The organism is Paenibacillus sp. GCM10027628, assembly GCF_042676385.1.
Classification (GTDB): Bacteria; Bacillota; Bacilli; order Paenibacillales; family NBRC-103111; genus Paenibacillus_E.
The window spans coordinates 1-17,566 of the sequence record NZ_JBHTHA010000027.1; the positions used below are offsets into that span (position 1 = coordinate 1).

General features: G+C 43.6%; 15 protein-coding genes and 1 pseudogene. All 16 read left to right on the forward strand.

Annotation, left to right across the window (positions count from 1 at the left end):
- Positions 1 to 1,641: pseudogene (locus tag ACFQZT_RS19325) on the forward strand (hypothetical protein); the annotation flags it as partial.
- A gap of 280 nt (positions 1,642 to 1,921) precedes the next feature.
- A complete protein-coding gene (locus tag ACFQZT_RS19330; RefSeq protein ID WP_379302481.1) occupies positions 1,922 to 2,626 on the forward strand; it encodes a stalk domain-containing protein in 705 nt (234 codons plus the stop codon).
- 221 nt (positions 2,627 to 2,847) lie between these two features.
- The gene (locus ACFQZT_RS19335; RefSeq protein WP_379302482.1) at positions 2,848 to 3,399 is read left to right on the forward strand and encodes a hypothetical protein; all 552 of its coding nucleotides are present in this window, start codon (positions 2,848 to 2,850) and stop codon (positions 3,397 to 3,399) included.
- 133 nt (positions 3,400 to 3,532) lie between these two features.
- Entirely contained in the window at positions 3,533 to 3,808 is a 276-nt protein-coding gene (locus tag ACFQZT_RS19340) for an alpha/beta-type small acid-soluble spore protein (RefSeq protein WP_379302483.1), read from the forward strand.
- A gap of 401 nt (positions 3,809 to 4,209) precedes the next feature.
- On the forward strand, positions 4,210 to 5,409 hold the full coding sequence (gene metK / locus ACFQZT_RS19345) for a methionine adenosyltransferase (RefSeq protein WP_379302484.1): 1,200 nt from the start codon (positions 4,210 to 4,212) through the stop codon (positions 5,407 to 5,409).
- A 223-nt stretch (positions 5,410 to 5,632) separates the two neighbouring features.
- Positions 5,633 to 8,239 carry a stalk domain-containing protein gene (locus tag ACFQZT_RS19350; protein WP_379302485.1) on the forward strand — a complete coding sequence of 869 codons (2,607 nt, stop codon included), beginning with the start codon at positions 5,633 to 5,635 and terminating at the stop codon, positions 8,237 to 8,239.
- A gap of 96 nt (positions 8,240 to 8,335) precedes the next feature.
- Positions 8,336 to 9,523, forward strand: coding sequence for a sensor histidine kinase (locus ACFQZT_RS19355; RefSeq protein WP_379302486.1), 1,188 nt, complete (start codon positions 8,336 to 8,338; stop codon positions 9,521 to 9,523).
- Positions 9,501 to 10,226, forward strand: coding sequence for a response regulator (locus ACFQZT_RS19360; RefSeq protein ID WP_379302487.1), 726 nt, complete (start codon positions 9,501 to 9,503; stop codon positions 10,224 to 10,226). The genes ACFQZT_RS19355 and ACFQZT_RS19360 overlap by 23 nt, the downstream gene beginning before the upstream one ends.
- Positions 10,227 to 10,460: 234 nt before the next feature.
- On the forward strand, positions 10,461 to 10,859 hold the full coding sequence (locus ACFQZT_RS19365; RefSeq protein ID WP_379302488.1) for a hypothetical protein: 399 nt from the start codon (positions 10,461 to 10,463) through the stop codon (positions 10,857 to 10,859).
- Positions 10,860 to 10,892: 33 nt separating this feature from the next.
- Complete coding sequence (locus tag ACFQZT_RS19370) at positions 10,893 to 12,800, forward strand: ATP-dependent helicase ComFA (RefSeq protein WP_379302489.1); 1,908 nt, start codon at positions 10,893 to 10,895, stop codon at positions 12,798 to 12,800.
- Complete coding sequence (locus ACFQZT_RS19375; protein WP_379302490.1) at positions 12,797 to 13,576, forward strand: ComF family protein; 780 nt, start codon at positions 12,797 to 12,799, stop codon at positions 13,574 to 13,576. Before ACFQZT_RS19370 ends, ACFQZT_RS19375 begins: the two co-directional genes overlap by 4 nt.
- A gap of 116 nt (positions 13,577 to 13,692) precedes the next feature.
- Positions 13,693 to 14,109 carry a TIGR03826 family flagellar region protein gene (locus tag ACFQZT_RS19380; RefSeq protein WP_379302565.1) on the forward strand — a complete coding sequence of 139 codons (417 nt, stop codon included), beginning with the start codon at positions 13,693 to 13,695 and terminating at the stop codon, positions 14,107 to 14,109.
- Between the two features lie 113 nt (positions 14,110 to 14,222).
- Positions 14,223 to 14,495, forward strand: a complete 273-nt coding sequence (gene flgM, locus ACFQZT_RS19385; protein WP_379302491.1) for a flagellar biosynthesis anti-sigma factor FlgM — start codon at positions 14,223 to 14,225, stop codon at positions 14,493 to 14,495.
- 36 nt (positions 14,496 to 14,531) lie between these two features.
- Positions 14,532 to 15,032, forward strand: coding sequence for a flagellar protein FlgN (locus tag ACFQZT_RS19390; RefSeq protein ID WP_379302492.1), 501 nt, complete (start codon positions 14,532 to 14,534; stop codon positions 15,030 to 15,032).
- Positions 15,033 to 15,066: 34 nt separating this feature from the next.
- On the forward strand, positions 15,067 to 16,644 hold the full coding sequence (gene flgK / locus ACFQZT_RS19395; protein WP_379302493.1) for a flagellar hook-associated protein FlgK: 1,578 nt from the start codon (positions 15,067 to 15,069) through the stop codon (positions 16,642 to 16,644).
- A 20-nt stretch (positions 16,645 to 16,664) separates the two neighbouring features.
- The gene (gene flgL / locus ACFQZT_RS19400) at positions 16,665 to 17,564 is read left to right on the forward strand and encodes a flagellar hook-associated protein FlgL (RefSeq protein ID WP_379302494.1); all 900 of its coding nucleotides are present in this window, start codon (positions 16,665 to 16,667) and stop codon (positions 17,562 to 17,564) included.
- Positions 17,565 to 17,566: the final 2 nt, after the last annotated feature.

Genomic DNA, 17,566 nt, shown 5'->3' on the forward strand with positions numbered 1-17,566 from the left:
GCAAAACTTGCAACGAAGGTTCAAATTGGCAACGTTGACGACGTTATCGCAGCAGGCGACACTGATGCTTACGTACCGATCATCGCATACGATGCTGCTGGTAACCAATTGAGCGCAGACGATATCGTCAGCACAGAGAACCAAAGCCAGATCCGAATCAGCGCAAGCACTGGTACTGGTTACTTCTCGCTCGAAACTGTAGGTTCACACAAAGGTCAGATCCATTTGACTAACATCCCTGCACAGAAAAACGGATCTATCTCGGTAAGTGCATTTATTGCTACTTCTAATGTATCAAGCAGTGACACTAAGAACTTTACTGTTCAAGCAGCACGTATTCCGGATCACATTAAAGAGGCAACTGCTCCTGGTAAGCAACTTCTTCCGGGTGGTTCCACTGGATTCCAATACACTGTAATTGACCAATACGGCAAGCGACTTGACACCTTCAACCGTGTTGATTCGAATGGTAATGTTGTTACAAGTGGTGGCAACTCTTACAGTGTAACTGTAACTGCAAGAACTTATACGCCGCAATACAATACAGCTACTCCTCCAGTATTCACAGGATATGCGAGTGCCCCTGATTCAAACGTTTCGGTTGGTACTAACTTGAATGGCGCAACTCCGATGCTTATCACAGCTGATAACGACGCTGTTGTAAACGACGCTGGAAGCAAAGCCGTATTTGCAAGCAGTGCGACTGCACAAGCGATTACTGATGTTAAAGCATTCAACGGTAACACTTACCGCTTTGCAGCAGCTAATGTAACGACTGCTAAGAACTACAAAACAGATTTAGTCGTGACGATTTGGAAGAACGGCACAGATGAAATCAACAAAATCACAAGAACTGCAACAGTTGCTGACTCGGCATCCACGAATTTCACTTATTCGGTAAACAGTGTTGCAACACTTTGGAATGCTAAGGACAGTGGCGTAGTTACTACGGCTGTATATGTTCCAGGTGTAACGGTTGACGGTACTGACAATGACACTGCGAGCCAAATTGGCAAAAGCACTCAGCTGAAAGCAAACAGCAAGTTTGGTCGTGAGGTAACGATCTCCGTTAAGAATGCTGCTGGCGAAGTAGTGGGTCTGCCAAAACGAATTCTTTCTATCTCTTCTTCCGATACAAATGTAGCTAACGTTCTTCAGGTATCTTCCTCTGACGGCGTTAATACAACTAACGGAATTGGCAAAGCATACGTTATTGGTAACAAAGCCGGAACTGCTACTTTGGCAATCAGCTTCGTAGCTGCCGACGGTTCGACTAAGACTTTGACAACTCCAGTAACTGTTAAATCTGATGCACTTGCAGTTTCGAACGTTACTTGGGATGACAAAGGGTATAACGAGGGCTTAGCATTCAATGCCTTCACAAACCTCAATGTTACCGATAATTATGGTAAGACTTTTGAAGACGGAGATGCTCTGCACTATAACTACTTGCTTGGCGTAACATTCTCTGTTTCCAACGTAAGTGCTGGTGCGACTGTAACAGTTGACCAGTTCGGTAATGTAAAAGTAACTGGTTCTAGCAGCGCAACATTTGATCTGACTGCGACTTCCGCAACAGGCAAAACTGCGACTACTACAATCTATGCGAGCAGCAGCACTACTACTCGTACAGTGCACTAATCTCTTTAAAAAGGAGACCCTTCGGGGTCTTCTTTATTTTGTTTATTAAAGTATTCCGACGATGCATTTTTTATATGGTTTGACGGCTTAGCAACTAGTAGGTATGTTGGAAAGCGGCGTAAAAACAGATTCAAAAGTAAACCAACTGAAAGAAAGAAGAAGACCCCGAAGGGTCCTCTTCTTTCTTTCAGTTTTTTGTGAAATTATATATTAATGAAGTAAATGTTGCTAAAAGAATGATAAAATAAGAGAAACAATTCAATGATAGGGGGAAACTGTATTGCGTAAAATTATTTTGTTGGTTGCATTCATGCTAGTCTGTACTAATATCGTAAGCGCTGCAGGAGTTCATGGGGATTTTGAGGGGAACCCAATTGTCAAAATAACTTCAAATGGCAAAGATGTAATCAGTGATGATGTACCGGCAATTAACTATAAAAATAGAACTATGGTGCCGATTTATTTATTATCAAAAATTGGTGCTACTGTAGTTTGGAAAAATGATTCTTACAGTGTTGATGTAAGCCTTAATAATAAAGCGGATAATATGGAGAATTTGACTGATGCATATACTTGGATAAATGATATAAATAATCAAGTATGGATGTATGCTATGAAGTTTAATTTATATATGAACGAAGATAATGCAGAAACGTATTTGCAAACAATAAACAAAGGCTATCAAGAACTCGTTTTGACAAATAATGATGTAGTAGATTATGTGCAACAGGTTAAAAAAGAAGTAATCGCAGCGAATAATCTCGATGAGATAATTAGCAAGCAAAGAAGCTTAATAAATCAAGCTAGTGAAACAAAAAAATTATTTGAAATTTGGACTAACAATAAAAATGATGCACAAATATTGAAAAGTTTGAAACTAAGTATTATCAATTTAGTAAGCAATGCCGAACAAAATGTAAATGACACTAATAAAATTAGGCATGGGTTAATAAAGCAAAATGGTAAGTCTCAAAAGAGCAATTAATTTAGTAAAGTGAATATAACAGGACAGATTTTCCATTCTCCAAGTAGAAGTTCTATTTAACGTTTTTACTATAACAAGACTCATTGACGCTAATGAATATTAAGAATAAAATCAAAGTACTCGTATGCAACGCATGTTTGTTTATGATGTTCTCATTAGATATCAACAAAAAAGGGTAGAAGATTCACTTTTATTAACCTAAAATTGGAGAAAATGATTTTATGAAAAAAGAAAAATGGATTGTAGGCACAGCTTTTTCAATTATCATTCTTGCTTCGTTCATCTCCACCTCCCAAGCCGAAGCCCCAACCCCCGGCTCCGCAACGGACCCGGTGATCACGAAGAGCTACTTCGACCAGAACACCTTAAGCGAAGCAAAGGTGAAGGACATGATCGCCTCCGCGATCGCGGGAAATGCTGGCGGAAGCCAGCCTAGCGGGAGCAACGGAGGTACCGGCACTGGCACGACGCCAGCGGCAATGACGGTTGTCCAGCTGAAAGCGGGACAAACCCTGTATGCCGGCGCTGGCGCCGAGTTTATCGTGCGATCCGGTAAGGTGATCGCAGTGAGCAGTGACGAGAACGGGATCCCGGACGTTACCGGTGGCAAGGATATTGCCGCTGGGACTGAGATCGCGACGAATCATCTTTTGATTTTTCCACGCGATGGACGTGGTATTAAGCCAGCTCCGAAAAATACAGCTGACATTTTTGTCATGGTGCGTGGGAGTTACTTATTATTGAATGAGGATGGCAGTACAGCTACTCCATAATTTTACCCGTGTTGACAACATCTTATGCGTTTCGACACCCAAGCTTCTAGCCATAATAATAGGCGTACCCCACCTATGAAACGTACTCAGGAAGGCAGTTTTTCAGAAGAAAAATGCTTAGGAGGCGACAGTTATGGCTAGAAGCAATAATGTCAAAGTGGTTCCCGAGTCTAAAAAAGCACTTGATATTCTTAAATATGAGATCGCTGCAGAGCTTGGGCTACCTGTAGGGAAGAATTTCTCCCAAAACGCAGACACAGAATTTGCCACTGAATTAGGCGCAATCCCTGCGAATTCCATGAAGGAAGATTATTGGGGTCATATTACTTCCAGAGATGCTGGAGCTGTGGGAGGAAACATTACGAGAAGGCTGATTCAAAAAGCCGAAGAAGTTCTGTTTACCCTCTAATTCCCTGGCCTTATTCTTTCAAATCTTAACAATTGTTTCATTGACACTAGACGACAAATAAAGTAAGATAACTAATTGAAGGTCAATGTTTAATCAAACCTTTTCCAATCGGAAAAGGTTCATTTTTTGTTGACGCACTTATTTTTTTACCATACCGGAATTCAAGGTTCTTTGTAGCGCTCACGCGCATAAGAGGGGATTCCGTTTGGCGTGAAAAGCTGCCGCTAAAGCCGGGCCCATTTTAATCACCATCTAATGATGTTAAATTTTGACGCATTGGTGATCAAACCTACTTATATATGCGGTCGCCATTATGATGGAGCCTTTTCAACGGTTTTCTCGTATAGGCATCGATTTAAAGCTTTTCAAACATACTAAGATTGATTAGGAGGATGAATAAGATGGCTCAAGGACGTCGTTTATTTACATCCGAATCCGTGACAGAAGGTCATCCGGATAAGATTTGTGACCAAATTTCTGACTCGGTATTGGATGCTTTTTTGGCCAATGATCCGAATGCTCGCGTAGCATGTGAGGTTTCTGTAGCAACTGGCTTGGTATTGGTAATTGGTGAGATTACTTCCAGCTCTGAATATGTAGATATTCAGGCAATCGCTAGACAAACGATTAAGGAAATCGGGTACACACGCGCAAAGTATGGTTTTGACTACCAAACTTCCGCAGTTCTCGTTTCTTTGAACGAACAATCCCCTGACATTGCACAAGGTGTTAACAAAGCTCTTGAAGCAAGAGAAGGTAAAATGTCTGATGAAGAAATCGAAGCTATCGGTGCAGGTGACCAAGGTTTGATGTTTGGTTTCGCGGTTAATGAGACTCCTGAACTTATGCCGCTTCCGATCTCGCTTTCTCACCAACTCGCTCGTCGTTTGACTGAAGTTCGTAAGAACGGTACGTTGCCTTACCTTCGTCCAGATGGTAAAACGCAAGTTACTGTTGAGTACGAAAACGATAAGCCTGTTCGTGTAGATGCCATTGTTGTATCCACACAGCACAGCGAAGAGATCACTTTGGAGCAAATCCAAGCGGATATCAAAGAGCATGTTATTAAACCAGTCGTTCCTGCGAACTTGCTGGACGAAAATACAAACTATTTCATCAACCCAACTGGCCGTTTCGTTATCGGCGGACCACAAGGGGATGCGGGTCTAACAGGTCGTAAAATCATCGTTGATACTTATGGCGGATATGCACGTCACGGCGGTGGCGCATTCTCCGGTAAGGATCCGACAAAAGTTGACCGTTCCGGTGCTTACGCGGCGCGTTATGTTGCCAAAAACATCGTAGCTGCTGGACTTGCTGATAAATGCGAAGTTCAATTGGCTTACGCAATTGGTGTTGCAAGACCGGTATCTATTAGCGTAGATACTTTTGGAACTGGTAAAGTTAGTGAAGAGAAGCTCGTTGAGCTGATCCGCAATAACTTCGACCTTCGTCCAGCCGGTATTATCAAAGAATTGGATCTGCGTCGTCCGATCTATCGTCAAACAGCTGCATACGGTCATTTTGGCCGCAACGATTTGGATGTTCCTTGGGAGCGTACAGATAAAGCTGAGTCTTTAAAATCACAAGCATTGGCTTAATCTTGATACCTTAAAAAAGGCTGTTCGTCGCTATGACGGATGGCCTTTTTTGCGTTGTAGAAAGATGCGCCTTGCAATTAGTTGGAAGATTATGTTGGCATATAAATACAACTATTTTCCACTCTACCAAATTCGTAACTTTTTCCATAGTTTAAGAGTCTATATAGATGTCCAAAAAAATAGATACTAGACTTAGACTGAAAGAGGAGAGTGGAGAGGCAACATGAAGGTTCAAAAGCAACTTGGGATGGGTGCGCTGGCTTGCGCATTGGTATGGCAATTGACGGTAGGGACGACGGTATTCGCGGCGGATTCAGTACTGACTCTGGGCTCGCAGGAAGCAATTACGTCAGGTGCAATTCTTAAAAATTATGTATGGACAACGACAAGAAGCAATAAGGATGTTTCGGTTAATGCGAATGTCATTGAAGTCGATTTAACGAATCCGAATGTGAAGATCGATGCGATGGCAGGTACGAAAAATCAATTCACGAAGAACCAGAGTGTACTCGGCATGGTGAAGGATACAGGCGCTGTAGCCGGAGTGAATGGTGACTTCTTTAATACACAAGCTGAGGGTGTACCGGAAGGTGCGCAGATCACGAATGGACAGGTGATGGCTACGCCGGCCAAGATTTCAGGTCTGTACTCGTTTGCAATCACGAAGGATAATCAGCCGATTATTGATATTTTTGATTTTCAGGGGACGGTAAAGGCGAAGGACGGTACGACATTCGATTTAGGCGGTGTCAACAAGACCTATTATTGGGATGATAACGATGTAGCTATGATCGCTGACGGACTCTTCCTTTATACGAGTGCATGGGCCATGGATCAGCGTGCAGTTGATGGAACACACGTTCCTACTGAGGCGCTTGTGCAGAATGGCATCGTGAAGGAAATCACTGTGGATACGAACATCAAAAAGATTGCACCAGCTGACGGATATATTCTTAGAGGTTCGGGGCTTGCACGCGATTTTATCGTGAATCATCTAAAAGTTGGAGATCCTATCACGACGAAGTATGATATGATTCCGCACGATCCTTCCAAGAAATATGATTGGAAAACTTTCAAAACGCTGATTGGCGGAAGCACCCTTCTTGTGGATGAGGCGAAGCCTAGCTATTTTACACGAAATATTGCGGATTTTAGCGGTTATACCCCTCGGTCCCGTACGGCCATTGGTTACTCCAAAGATATGAAAACAGCGTATATTATCACTTCCGATAATAGCGGCAGCAGCAAAGGAATGACGCTTCCGGAGTTGCAGCAATTTATGATACAAGCCGGTGTTTGGAGAGGTATGGTTCTGGATGGCGGCGGTTCTACGCAAATGGTTTCGAGGCCGCTTGGGGAATTTGACCCGAAATTAACAAACCAAACAGAGAACGGGAATCAACGCGCGGTAGCTAACGGTGTAGGTGTATATTCCACTGCTCCAAAGGGTGAGTTAAAAGGTCTTATATTAAAAGGGCAAAAAGTTTTATTCATTAATGAATCCAGCACTTATCAATTTAAAGCTTATGATGATTATTATAATCCGATTACCGTAGATTCGATTGTTCCGCAGTGGAGCAGTTCCACGACGAACGGTTCTTTCAAAGACAATGTGTTTACAGCAACACAACCTGGTAAAACGCAAATTGTTGCCAAGTCCGGTAAAGGCTCCGCGACTATGGATGTTGAAGTGGTAGGTAGAGACCAAATTTCTTCGATGAAATTTAATACAGGGTCTTTCTCAGTAACTGAAGGCGGAGATTTCAGGTTGCCTATTTCGGTGACGACGAAGAGCGGGGTAACGAGAGATTTACCGCCTGCATCAGCACAATACGAGGTAAGTGGAATCAAAGGATCGGTTCAAGACGGCTTTCTCCATGTGGACAGCACGGCAGGCAGCCAGGTCGCTCAGGTTATTGCCCGCTATGATGGCTATAGTACGATGGTCACGCTACCGGTCGGACAGGAAAAGGTTTGGTACGATCTTGATCACTCCTCTGTACTGACTACAGGAGACAAGTACCCTGCGGAAGTAGTATCGAACGTAGTTATAGGCAAAGAAGCGAATGGCAACAAAACACTGGATATTAGCTACGATTTCACCAAAGGAACCGGAACGAAAGCTGCTTATGCCAGATTTGATGGTGCAAACGGTACTCAGATCGGTGGTGAACCGCAGGTTATTACGGCCAAAGTATTTGGTGACGGCAGCTTCAACTGGGTACGCGCTGAGTTCATTGATGCGGATGGCAAGTCGCAATTGAGGAGCTTAACGGAGAACACGAACTGGACAGGATGGAGAAAGGTTACAGCGGATATTTCCGATATGAAATTCCCTGTGAAACTGAAAAGTGTCTATGTAGCCAATCCGGCTAATGGCCAGGATGAACGAGCGCCAAAAGGGAAAATTAGCATCGATGATATATCTTTCATTTATAAAGGACAGGTAGCAGCGTTGCCGAAAAATTCAGTGAAGCTTACCGTCAATAAGAAACAAGCAAGCTTGAATAATCAGTCAATGACTTTGGAGCAAGCGCCAACCATTATTAACGGTAATACTCTGGTTCCGGTTCGTTTTGTAACAGAGGCTCTTGGCGGTAATGTGAAGTGGGATGATAAAGAACGTAAAGTGACCGTGATCCGCGGCGATAAATTGATTGATTTGTGGATCGATAATCCTGATTTGTTGGTGAACGGAGAACGCGTAACGGCAGAAGTGGCTCCCAAAATCATGAATAATGTTACGATGGTGCCTTTGCGACTAATTTCCGAGAGATTGGGCTTTAAAGTAGGCTGGGAACCCCAAAATCAAGGAATAACGCTGGAATAAATAGTGCTAGAAGTACACTTCAAATCCGTAAAATTGTGTTACAATATGGGGTAGACTAATTGACAATATCGTTTTCATAAAAGGAGTTTGTTCCACTTGCAGCCAGACGCTATAGATCGTGTCATAAAAAACGCCATTAACGTCATGGAGAGCAGTAAATACCAGATTTTTGAGATTGCAGAAACATCCCGGCTTGAGAAAGAGGCACTGAACCGCGAACTAGAAGAGATTCAGGAAGAAACCAGTGTCACCATTGAGCTGGTGGACAAGCTGGAGAAGGATTATAAGCGATCCCGTATTAGGCTTACGGAGGTTAGTCGAGATTTCAACAAGTACCGCGAGGATGATATCAAGACAGCCTATGAAGCCGCTATTGCGCTCCAACTACAGCTGACCATCGCCAGGGAAAAAGAGAGCCATCTCAAAACTCGGCGTAATGATTTACAGCAGCGAGTGAAAAATGTGGACAAACAGGTGGAACGGGCAGAGACGATCGTCTCCCAGATGAATGTTGTGTTGGAGTACTTGTCGGGGGATCTCAATCAGGTTACCCGCATTTTGGAATCCGCCAAAAATAGACAGCTGCTCGGTTTGAAAATTATTTTGGCCCAGGAAGAAGAGCGGAAGCGGATCGCGCGCGAAATTCACGACGGCATGGCACAAACGCTCGCTAATGTCGTGCTTCGTACTGAGATTGCGGAACGCATGCTCGGCAAGCAGGATATCCCGTCAGTCAAGGAAGAATTAGTAGATTTGAAGGGACAAGTCAGAGGGGGGCTTGAAGAGGTTCGCAAGATTATCTTCAACCTCCGCCCTATGGCGCTTGACGATTTGGGCATTGTACCCACGCTGCGCAAATATGTGCAGGATTTCGAGGAAAAGCACAGAATTCGTACGCAATTCAATCTTGTGGGCAAGGAAACTCGCATTCCGTCCGGACTTGAAATTGCTATTTTCCGACTGGTGCAGGAAGCTCTATCGAATGTGATCAAACATGCGAAAGCCACTTTTGTATCTGTTGAGCTCACTTTGGAACGTGATCAAGTTCAAATTTATGTGGTAGATAACGGGATCGGTTTCGATGTGATGCAGACGGAGCAAAGAATAGCCAAGGGGAACAATTTTGGTTTGCTTGGCATGCGTGAGCGTGTTGAGCTGCTGGATGGCTCGATGGTTCTAGAGTCTGAAAAGGATTCGGGTACAAAAATAACGATGCTGATCCCTATCGGCGGCAGAGCAGAGAACAAGGAGGAAAATCAGAATGGACAACACGGCGAGTCATAAACGTAATGTGCGCATTGTGATTGCGGACGATCATCAGCTTTTTCGCGAAGGTGTTAAGCGAATCATCAACATGGAAGATGATATGGAAGTGATTGGAGAGTGCGGTGACGGTATCCAAGTCATTGAGCTTTGTAACCAAATCACACCGGACATCGTTCTGATGGACATTAATATGCCCCTGGAAAACGGAGTTATCGCTACCGAGCGTCTGAAACTCATTTTCCCTGACATCAAAGTTATTATCCTTTCCATTCATGACGATGAAAGCTATGTGTTCGAGACGCTCCGCAAAGGAGCTTCCGGCTATTTGCTGAAAGACATGGAGGCGGAGTCGCTCATCAATGCGATTCGTTCCGTCGTAGCCGGCCATGCCTATATTCATCCGAAAGTGACAGGCAAGCTGATCAATCAGCTTCGTCGCATGACTTATCTCGACGATGTTGGCGTTGTCGGTTCGGGACAAGGTGTTAAAGATACAGGTTTGAAATACATACATAATGCAAACAGTCCGCTTACCAAACGTGAAGCCGAAGTGCTTCGACTCATGGCGGAAGGAAAAAGCAATAAGCTGATCGGCGAGTTCTTGTATATCAGTGAGAAAACAGTGAAAAACCACGTCAGCAGCATCCTCCAAAAAATGGAAGTTGACGACCGTACGCAAGCGGTTATTATTGCAATCAAGAATGGTTGGGTGACACTATAATAGGAGTTTAAAAAGTCCGCTTTCAGAACCGAGAAGGTTGGACGATATTCGGAGAAGGAGGAACGGAGCGTAGTGGGTTGCTACGAGAGTACCGGACTTCCCGGATTCGTTCAAGATTCGATGCCGAAATACTTCATGAAATAACTTCGTTATCAAAGTGGTCTTTTTAAACAACCATTAAAGGAACCCCCCCTCTCTCTACGGCATACAATGCAGGTAAGGGAGGGAGCCGCTATGTGGATCGGATTGCTTTGGATCGTAGGCTGCTACGGAATCAGCATTGCTGTGCTTCATATCTTGTTCAGAATCCGAAAGGGAAGAAACAAGAAGCAAGCTAAAGTTCTACTAGTTACCAAAAACAATCAAAATCAAATTGAATGGTATATTCGCTCATTGTTTTTCTTTTCTCGAGTAAAAGGCAGCCAAGTTAACGCCGCAATCTTCGATGAGGGCTCGTCGGACGACACTCTGAAAATCATTGAGCGATTATCCCATACCCACTTGCTTGAGATTTATCACCAAGCCGATGATGAATTCGTCGATGATTATTTGCGACAGCATGAAAATGAACCATTAATCGTTGTAAATCTCAGCAATCGGGAGGATCTGGTGAAGATCCCAGTTGTGATGTAGCAAATGGATTCTATACAGAGAGCAAGGTGAAGGATGAAGGGTCAACTATATGCGGTGCATATCGGATCGCGCTGGACATGGAACCTGACGATTCACGCGCATACCGACATTCATTATTGGTTCGAGCAATACGGTGCCGACGCCGGCATCCTACTGCTGGAGCCTTTTATTTCTTTAGGGCAAGCTATGAAAATGCTTCAGATGATTTCTTTAACCTCGGAAATGACCTCTTGGAATGTTCAATCACCATCCTCATTGCTTACGGCGAAGCTTCAGAACATAGCGCAGAAATGCGAGATAGCTAGCCATGTAAGCGACTCATTCTTAATCACAACCATCTCTTTTGAAAAGTGGAAACAAGGCATGTTTCCTGGCATCCCAATAAAGGCTGATAGGTACAAACATATAGTGGAGGCTTGTAGTGGTAGAGCGCTCCTAATTGATGAAATTCAGCAGTTAATAGCGTACATTGGCGTCGACGCTGTCGAGTCAGTTACTTGGCTACCATATCTGCAGCTTGCCTACTTGAACGGCGATTTGGAGCTGAGTAATGGCCTAAGGTTGATTGAATACCGGGACTGGAGGCGTGGCTTCAAAAAAGTGACGACCTATTACTGCAAAAGGTGTGGAACCGGCTCGGATCGGATGTTTTGGGCGAGTTGTATTCATTGTGGACAGGATTGTCCGTATTGTGAAGAATGTCTGACAATGGGGCGAACGCGATTTTGTTCTTTGCTCATACGTGGTCGGAGTGCCATTCAAGGGTTAGATGGGAAGAAGAAGGGAGATTACAAAGTCTTTATCGAGCCTTGGGGGCTGAGTGAGGCACAGACAGCGGCCTCGTTGGAGGGCCTGCGGTATATCGAAGAGGGTGCACGGTCCCGGCAGCAGGGAGTGAAGAGTGGGGAGGATCGTCACGGTACCCAAAAAAAGTTCTTAATCTGGGCGGTGACAGGCGCCGGCAAAACGGAAATGATTTTTCCTTTTATCCACCATACCGTAGCTAGAGGCGGACGCGTACTCATTGCTACACCGCGCAAAGACGTTGTGCTGGAACTACAACCGCGGATAGGACGAGCATTCGCCCAATACAGTGTTGTCACGTTGTATGGCGGGAGCGAGCAGAGGTGGGAGCAGGGGCAGATCACAATCGCTACGACACATCAGTTGTTGAGATTTCATGAGGCTTTTGATCTTGTAATTGTTGATGAAATTGATGCGTTTCCTTATCATAATAACCCCATGCTTGCTTACGTTGCCGCCAAAGTTGTCAAACCGGAAGGCACTAACATTTTGCTGTCGGCAACTCCGCCAAGCGCTGTAAGAAAGGCTGCGGAACGTGGGCGTTTAGCGCATGTTCGCGTACCTGTGCGGTTTCATAGGCATCCGCTTCCGGTGCCACAGCTTCTTGCTGTCCCTTCTTTGCGTAAATGCATTCAGTCTAAGGCGCTGCCGCAGTCTTTATTGACCAGGCTGCAGACTTCAGTGAGACGTGGAGCGCAGGTGTTTGTTTTTGTACCGAACATACAATTGGTAGAGTCAATGGTTGAGTTGCTGCGGGTTAAGCAATTAGATATCGATGGGAGCGGCAAAGTTATTAGCGTTGAGGGTACCTCCTCCAAAGATTCGGATCGAACCTTGAAAGTACAGCGTTTCCGCGATAGAGAAATTCGCGTGCTTGTCACAACCACCATTTTGGAGCGCGGGGTCACGGTTCCTAAATCTGATGTTTTCATTTTAGACGCAGACTCAAGGCTTTTCGACGAGGCCGCCCTTGTTCAGATGGCAGGACGTGCAGGGAGATCGAAAGATGACCCGGCAGGACTGGTATATTTTGCATCCAAGGAACTAACTCATTCCCAAAAGGAGGCCATAAGACAAATTAAACAGATGAACCGAATTGCTCGTAAAAGGGGTTATTTGAAAGGGGGAAATGAATGAACGAGAATAAGGGAAGTTTGATTGGACGGGCCGTAGAAGTGCTTCTTTCACTGCTTAGCCCGCGAAAAGATGAGTGTCTGCTTTGTAAACAGGCTAGCCACTTACAGAGCGAAGAGTTTGGGCTTTGCCATGCTTGCTTTAAGCGAATTCCTTGGATTCGAGAAGTGATGTGCTCAAACTGCGGTCGGGGTGAGCATTGCTCGGATTGTATTCGCCGGGAGCGGACGTATTTCTCGAAAAATCGTAGTGCTGTTAGGTACGATGATGCAATGAAGGAGCTGCTTGCACGTTATAAATACCGTGGCGATGAACGGTTGAAATCGGTAGTTGGGCATATGATGGTTCATGCTTTCGGGCTGCTTCATTCGGAGGTTGGGCGGAAAGATCGGAAAAAGGTTTCAAACGATACGTTCGAACTCATTACATTCGTCCCCGTAAGTGAGCGCCGACTGCTTGAGCGGGGGTTTAATCAAGCGGAACAGATGGCTACCGAGCTTGGCCGAAGAGTTGGCATTCCGGTTATGCCTTTGCTGGTTCGTTCAAGGCATACGGATAAGCAAAGCTTCAAAAAAAGAAGCGAGCGTTTGGATGATTTGCAGCATGCTTTTGAAGTAAGCACGTCACAAGTTGAGCTGGTTAAATGTACATCCGGATCAACATTTATCATCTATGTCGTAGACGATGTCTACACAACGGGGAGTACCATGAATCAATGCGCCAAGGTGCTAAAAGAAAGCTTTGCTGCAGAAGTATTTGGAGTAACTTGGGCTCGGTAGGACCGGAATCAGCTTAATAAATAGAAAAATAGGATATGCAAAAGATGTCGAATTGCGGTAAACTGGAATTAATTATATGTTATTGGGAATAGTAGAAGGAGGGCTGTACAATGAGCATGAATGTTGCGAATTGTCCGCGTTGTGGAAAGATTTTTGTAAAGGGATTCAATGACGTTTGCCCGAATTGCGTCAAAGAAATTGAACTGCAATATGAAAAGTGTGTAAAGTTTCTGCGTGAAAATAGAGGTGCGGCTATTCAAGAATTAAGCGAAGCAACTGAAGTCTCAATTAAACAGATTACCAAATTCATCCGCGAAGGCCGGATTTCAATTGTGAATGCGCCGAACATGTCGTATCCATGCGAAGTGTGCGGGACGTTGATTCGTGAAAATACCATGTGCGAACCTTGTCGGGCGAAGCTGGTGAAGGATGTCAGGAACAATGCGGAAGATCAGCGGCGGAATGAACAACTCAAAAAGCAAGAGGGCAGAATCAGCTTCAACATTAAGGATCGGTTGCAAGACAGACATTAGTTCAAGAAATAGGACTAGAGAGATATAAAGTTTCATACGTAAGGTGCCGATAATAATTCTAAAGATTATCGGCATTTTATTTTATATGTCAATGTGATAGGAGTGTGAAGAGTATGAAAATTAATGAAAATCAACGTATAGGTGCTATCAATCCTTATAAAAAAGCGAGCGATGCAAAGTACGCTCAAGCAACAGGCAAAAAAGACAGACCCAAAGACCAGGTCGAGATTTCGGCTGAAGCGAAGGGACTGCTTGATGCGCAAGGAAGCGCTCGTACGGAGGAACAATCCCGTCGCATTGAAGAATTGAAGTCATCAGTCGCATCAGGTACGTATCATGTGGATGCGAAAAAAATCGCAGAGAAGCTTCTTCCTTATATCAAGTAGTTATGTATTACATCAAATGAAATTAGGTGAACCATCATGTCGATTCAAGCATTAATAGATGTTCTATATAAACTGAATGATGCTCATGTTGTTTTATTGGAGCTCGGTGAGCGTAAGAAACAGGCCATCATTCAAAATAAAGTCGACATTTTGAACCAGATTGTAAATAAAGAAAATAAGTATTTGGTACTGGTTACTGAATTAGAACAAATGCGGTTGCAAGAGACAGGAAGTTATCTAATAGCCAGAGGATATCATCCCAATCCACAGATTACAGTAAGTCAGTTAGTTAAATTGATTTTTAAAGCTGAAGATAAGATGTCTTTGCAAGATGCCCAGGAAAATTTATCAAAAACCTTACTTAAACTTCGGGAGCTCAATACTTTGAATAAGCAACTGATCGAAGATTCATTAAACTACATCGATTTTTCTTTAGACCTCTTTTTGGGTAGGTTCGATGATGAACCTATCTACAGCAAACCCACGGAAGCCCAACAAAGTATAACCAAATTGAATATATTCGATGCGCGTGCTTAATGAGTCATATGCAAATTAGGAGGATGAGCAGAAAATGAGGTCAACTTTTTCGGGTTTGGAAATATCTACTAGGGCCCTATTTGCGAATCAAGCGGCTTTGAATGTAACAGGTCATAATATAGGTAATGCCAATACACCGGGGTATTCTCGGCAAAGAATCGACTTAGTCGCTAGTCAGCCTTTAGAAGCGCTTGGACTGTCCAAAAGTACAGCGGCAGGTATGATAGGACAAGGCGTTGATGTTAATCAAATTTCAAGGGTTCGAGAGAAATTTCTGGATGATCAGTATTACAATGAAAATAAATCTCTCGGAGAATGGAATACTCGGAACGACACATTAACAAAAGTTGAGGCTATAATAAATGAGCCTTCAGATACCGGGATACAGAAAGTCGTTGATGGTTTTTGGAATTCTTGGCAGGTTCTTAGCCGCGATCCAGAGAATTTGACGGCAAGGGCTTCTCTGAAGGAAAATGCGCTTGCAATGACGGATGCATTTAATTCGGTGGGCTCAAAATTAGATTCTCTCTCTTCAGATTTAACGAAAAATATTGATATTAAAGCCGGAGAGATTAACACGTATACATCGCAAATTTCAGATTTAAACGTTCAAATTGCTCGAGCTGAGGGACTAGGTGATAAGGCAAATGATCTACGGGACCAGAGGGATTTACTGGTGGACAAAGTATCTAGCCTAGCCAATATTACGGTTACCGAAGATGATAAAGGATATAATATTGCAATTGGAACTACATCCTTGGTTTCATCTACCTCTGGAGCAAGTCCTGTTACTCAGGCTACTCTGGTTGCAGCCGTTGGCTCAGGAGATTTAAAAAGCGGGGAAATATACGGGATGATTTACTCCCGTGATAATTATTTAACCAACTATAAAACGCAATTAAATTCCATGATAAATACGATTGTTCAGGGAAAAGTGACAGTTACTTTGCCCAAGGGGAGTGTAATTCCCGATGGTACGGTATTAAATGGTGTTACTTATTCCGGGACGATCGCTGCGAGGACGCTGGCAAATGATACACAAGTGCAGGTTAATGGTATAAACGGTTTGCATCAACTAGGTTATACGACAGACAATCCTCCTGTTTCAGGGATTCCATTCTTTACTCTAAAACCAGGTGAGACGGAATTTACTGCGAATTCAATTACAGTTAATCCGGATATAGTATCTAAAGTTTCCAATATTGTAGCTTCTGCTCGTGTTTATGTGGACAGTTCGGGTAAAACCCAAACTGTACAGGGAAATAACGATATTGCGCTTGGTATCGCTAATCTAAGGAATACGAAGTTCACCTTTGATCCAACATCTAGTGGAGCTCCCTCTTTAACAAATGGCACGATTAATGATTTTTTTCAAGCGGTCGTGGGTCAATTAGGTGCTCAAGCTCAAGAGTCGGGGCGTCAAGTGGATAATCAGAATGTACTTGTGCAACAAGTAGATTCTCGCAGGCAATCAGTAAGCGGGGTCTCTCTGGATGAAGAAATGTCAAACATGATTAAATATCAGCAAGCTTATAATGCTGCGGCTAAGTCCTTAACGATATTCGATACTATTCTAGATAAATTGATAAATGGCACCGGCGTTACAAGGTAAGCTACTAAAGGGGTGAATATATGACGTTACGTGTTACTCAAGGCATGATGAATATGAATTTAATGAGAAACTTAAATTCAAATTTGCAAAGAATGGATGACCTTCAAGCTCAGCTTTCATCGGGACGTAAAATAAATAAGCCATCTGATGATCCGGTTGGTTTGAGCTATACACTGCGTTATCAGAGTGAGTATGGGCAAAACGAACAATATGTTGAGAACTTAGCTTCAGCGAAGTCCTGGATGGATAATACGGATTCAACATTGGACAAGGCGAATCAGGTTCTGCAACGCATGCGAGAATTGACGGTGCAAGCTTCTAATGGTTCGAATTCACAGGATGCACTTAATTCAATTAGCAGTGAGGTGTCACAGCTCTCTAACGAACTTGTATCAATTGGGAATACTCAATTCAATGGGAAGTATATTTTTAACGGGCAACAAACAGATGTAATGCCATACTCCAACCCTAATGCGGCTGAAACCGTGGACGTGGAAAATTCTAAGATACAATTTGGGATAGGGACAGGGGTGACGCTTCCAATTAATGTAACCGGAGATCAAGTCTTCGGGAATTCGACTGATACCGACAATGTTTTCGCTATAGCGAAACAATTAGTTGCTACCTTGCAGACTAATAATCCTTCGGCCATTAGTAATATGTTGGGTCCTATTGACTCTAGAATGACTAAATTTTTATCGGTAAGAGCTGAAGTTGGGGCAAAGATGAATCGCATTGATTTCGCGGATAATCGTACGCAAGATACGAGTGTGAACCTCCAATCTTTAATCTCAAAAACATCAGATGCGGACATTGCTGGGACCCTAACAAATTTAAAAACCGCCCAAAATGTTTACCAGGCATCACTATCTGTAGGAGCTAAAATTATTCCGCTAAGTTTGATTGACTTCTTACATTAATA

What these genes read in the sequence shown, in the direction of transcription:
- ACFQZT_RS19340 (WP_379302483.1), top strand. Translation starts at nt 3,533, where the DNA reads ATGGCTAGAAGCAATAATGTCAAAGTGGTTCCCGAGTCTAAAAAAGCA.
- ACFQZT_RS19375 (WP_379302490.1), top strand. Translation starts at nt 12,797, where the DNA reads ATGAACGAGAATAAGGGAAGTTTGATTGGACGGGCCGTAGAAGTGCTT.
- ACFQZT_RS19390 (WP_379302492.1), top strand. Translation starts at nt 14,532, where the DNA reads ATGTCGATTCAAGCATTAATAGATGTTCTATATAAACTGAATGATGCT.
- ACFQZT_RS19335 (WP_379302482.1), top strand. Translation starts at nt 2,848, where the DNA reads ATGAAAAAAGAAAAATGGATTGTAGGCACAGCTTTTTCAATTATCATT.
- flgK (WP_379302493.1), top strand. Translation starts at nt 15,067, where the DNA reads ATGAGGTCAACTTTTTCGGGTTTGGAAATATCTACTAGGGCCCTATTT.
- flgL (WP_379302494.1), top strand. Translation starts at nt 16,665, where the DNA reads ATGACGTTACGTGTTACTCAAGGCATGATGAATATGAATTTAATGAGA.
- ACFQZT_RS19350 (WP_379302485.1), top strand. Translation starts at nt 5,633, where the DNA reads ATGAAGGTTCAAAAGCAACTTGGGATGGGTGCGCTGGCTTGCGCATTG.
- ACFQZT_RS19370 (WP_379302489.1), top strand. Translation starts at nt 10,893, where the DNA reads ATGAAGGGTCAACTATATGCGGTGCATATCGGATCGCGCTGGACATGG.
- ACFQZT_RS19380 (WP_379302565.1), top strand. Translation starts at nt 13,693, where the DNA reads ATGAATGTTGCGAATTGTCCGCGTTGTGGAAAGATTTTTGTAAAGGGA.
- ACFQZT_RS19365 (WP_379302488.1), top strand. Translation starts at nt 10,461, where the DNA reads ATGTGGATCGGATTGCTTTGGATCGTAGGCTGCTACGGAATCAGCATT.
- flgM (WP_379302491.1), top strand. Translation starts at nt 14,223, where the DNA reads ATGAAAATTAATGAAAATCAACGTATAGGTGCTATCAATCCTTATAAA.
- metK (WP_379302484.1), top strand. Translation starts at nt 4,210, where the DNA reads ATGGCTCAAGGACGTCGTTTATTTACATCCGAATCCGTGACAGAAGGT.
- ACFQZT_RS19360 (WP_379302487.1), top strand. Translation starts at nt 9,501, where the DNA reads ATGGACAACACGGCGAGTCATAAACGTAATGTGCGCATTGTGATTGCG.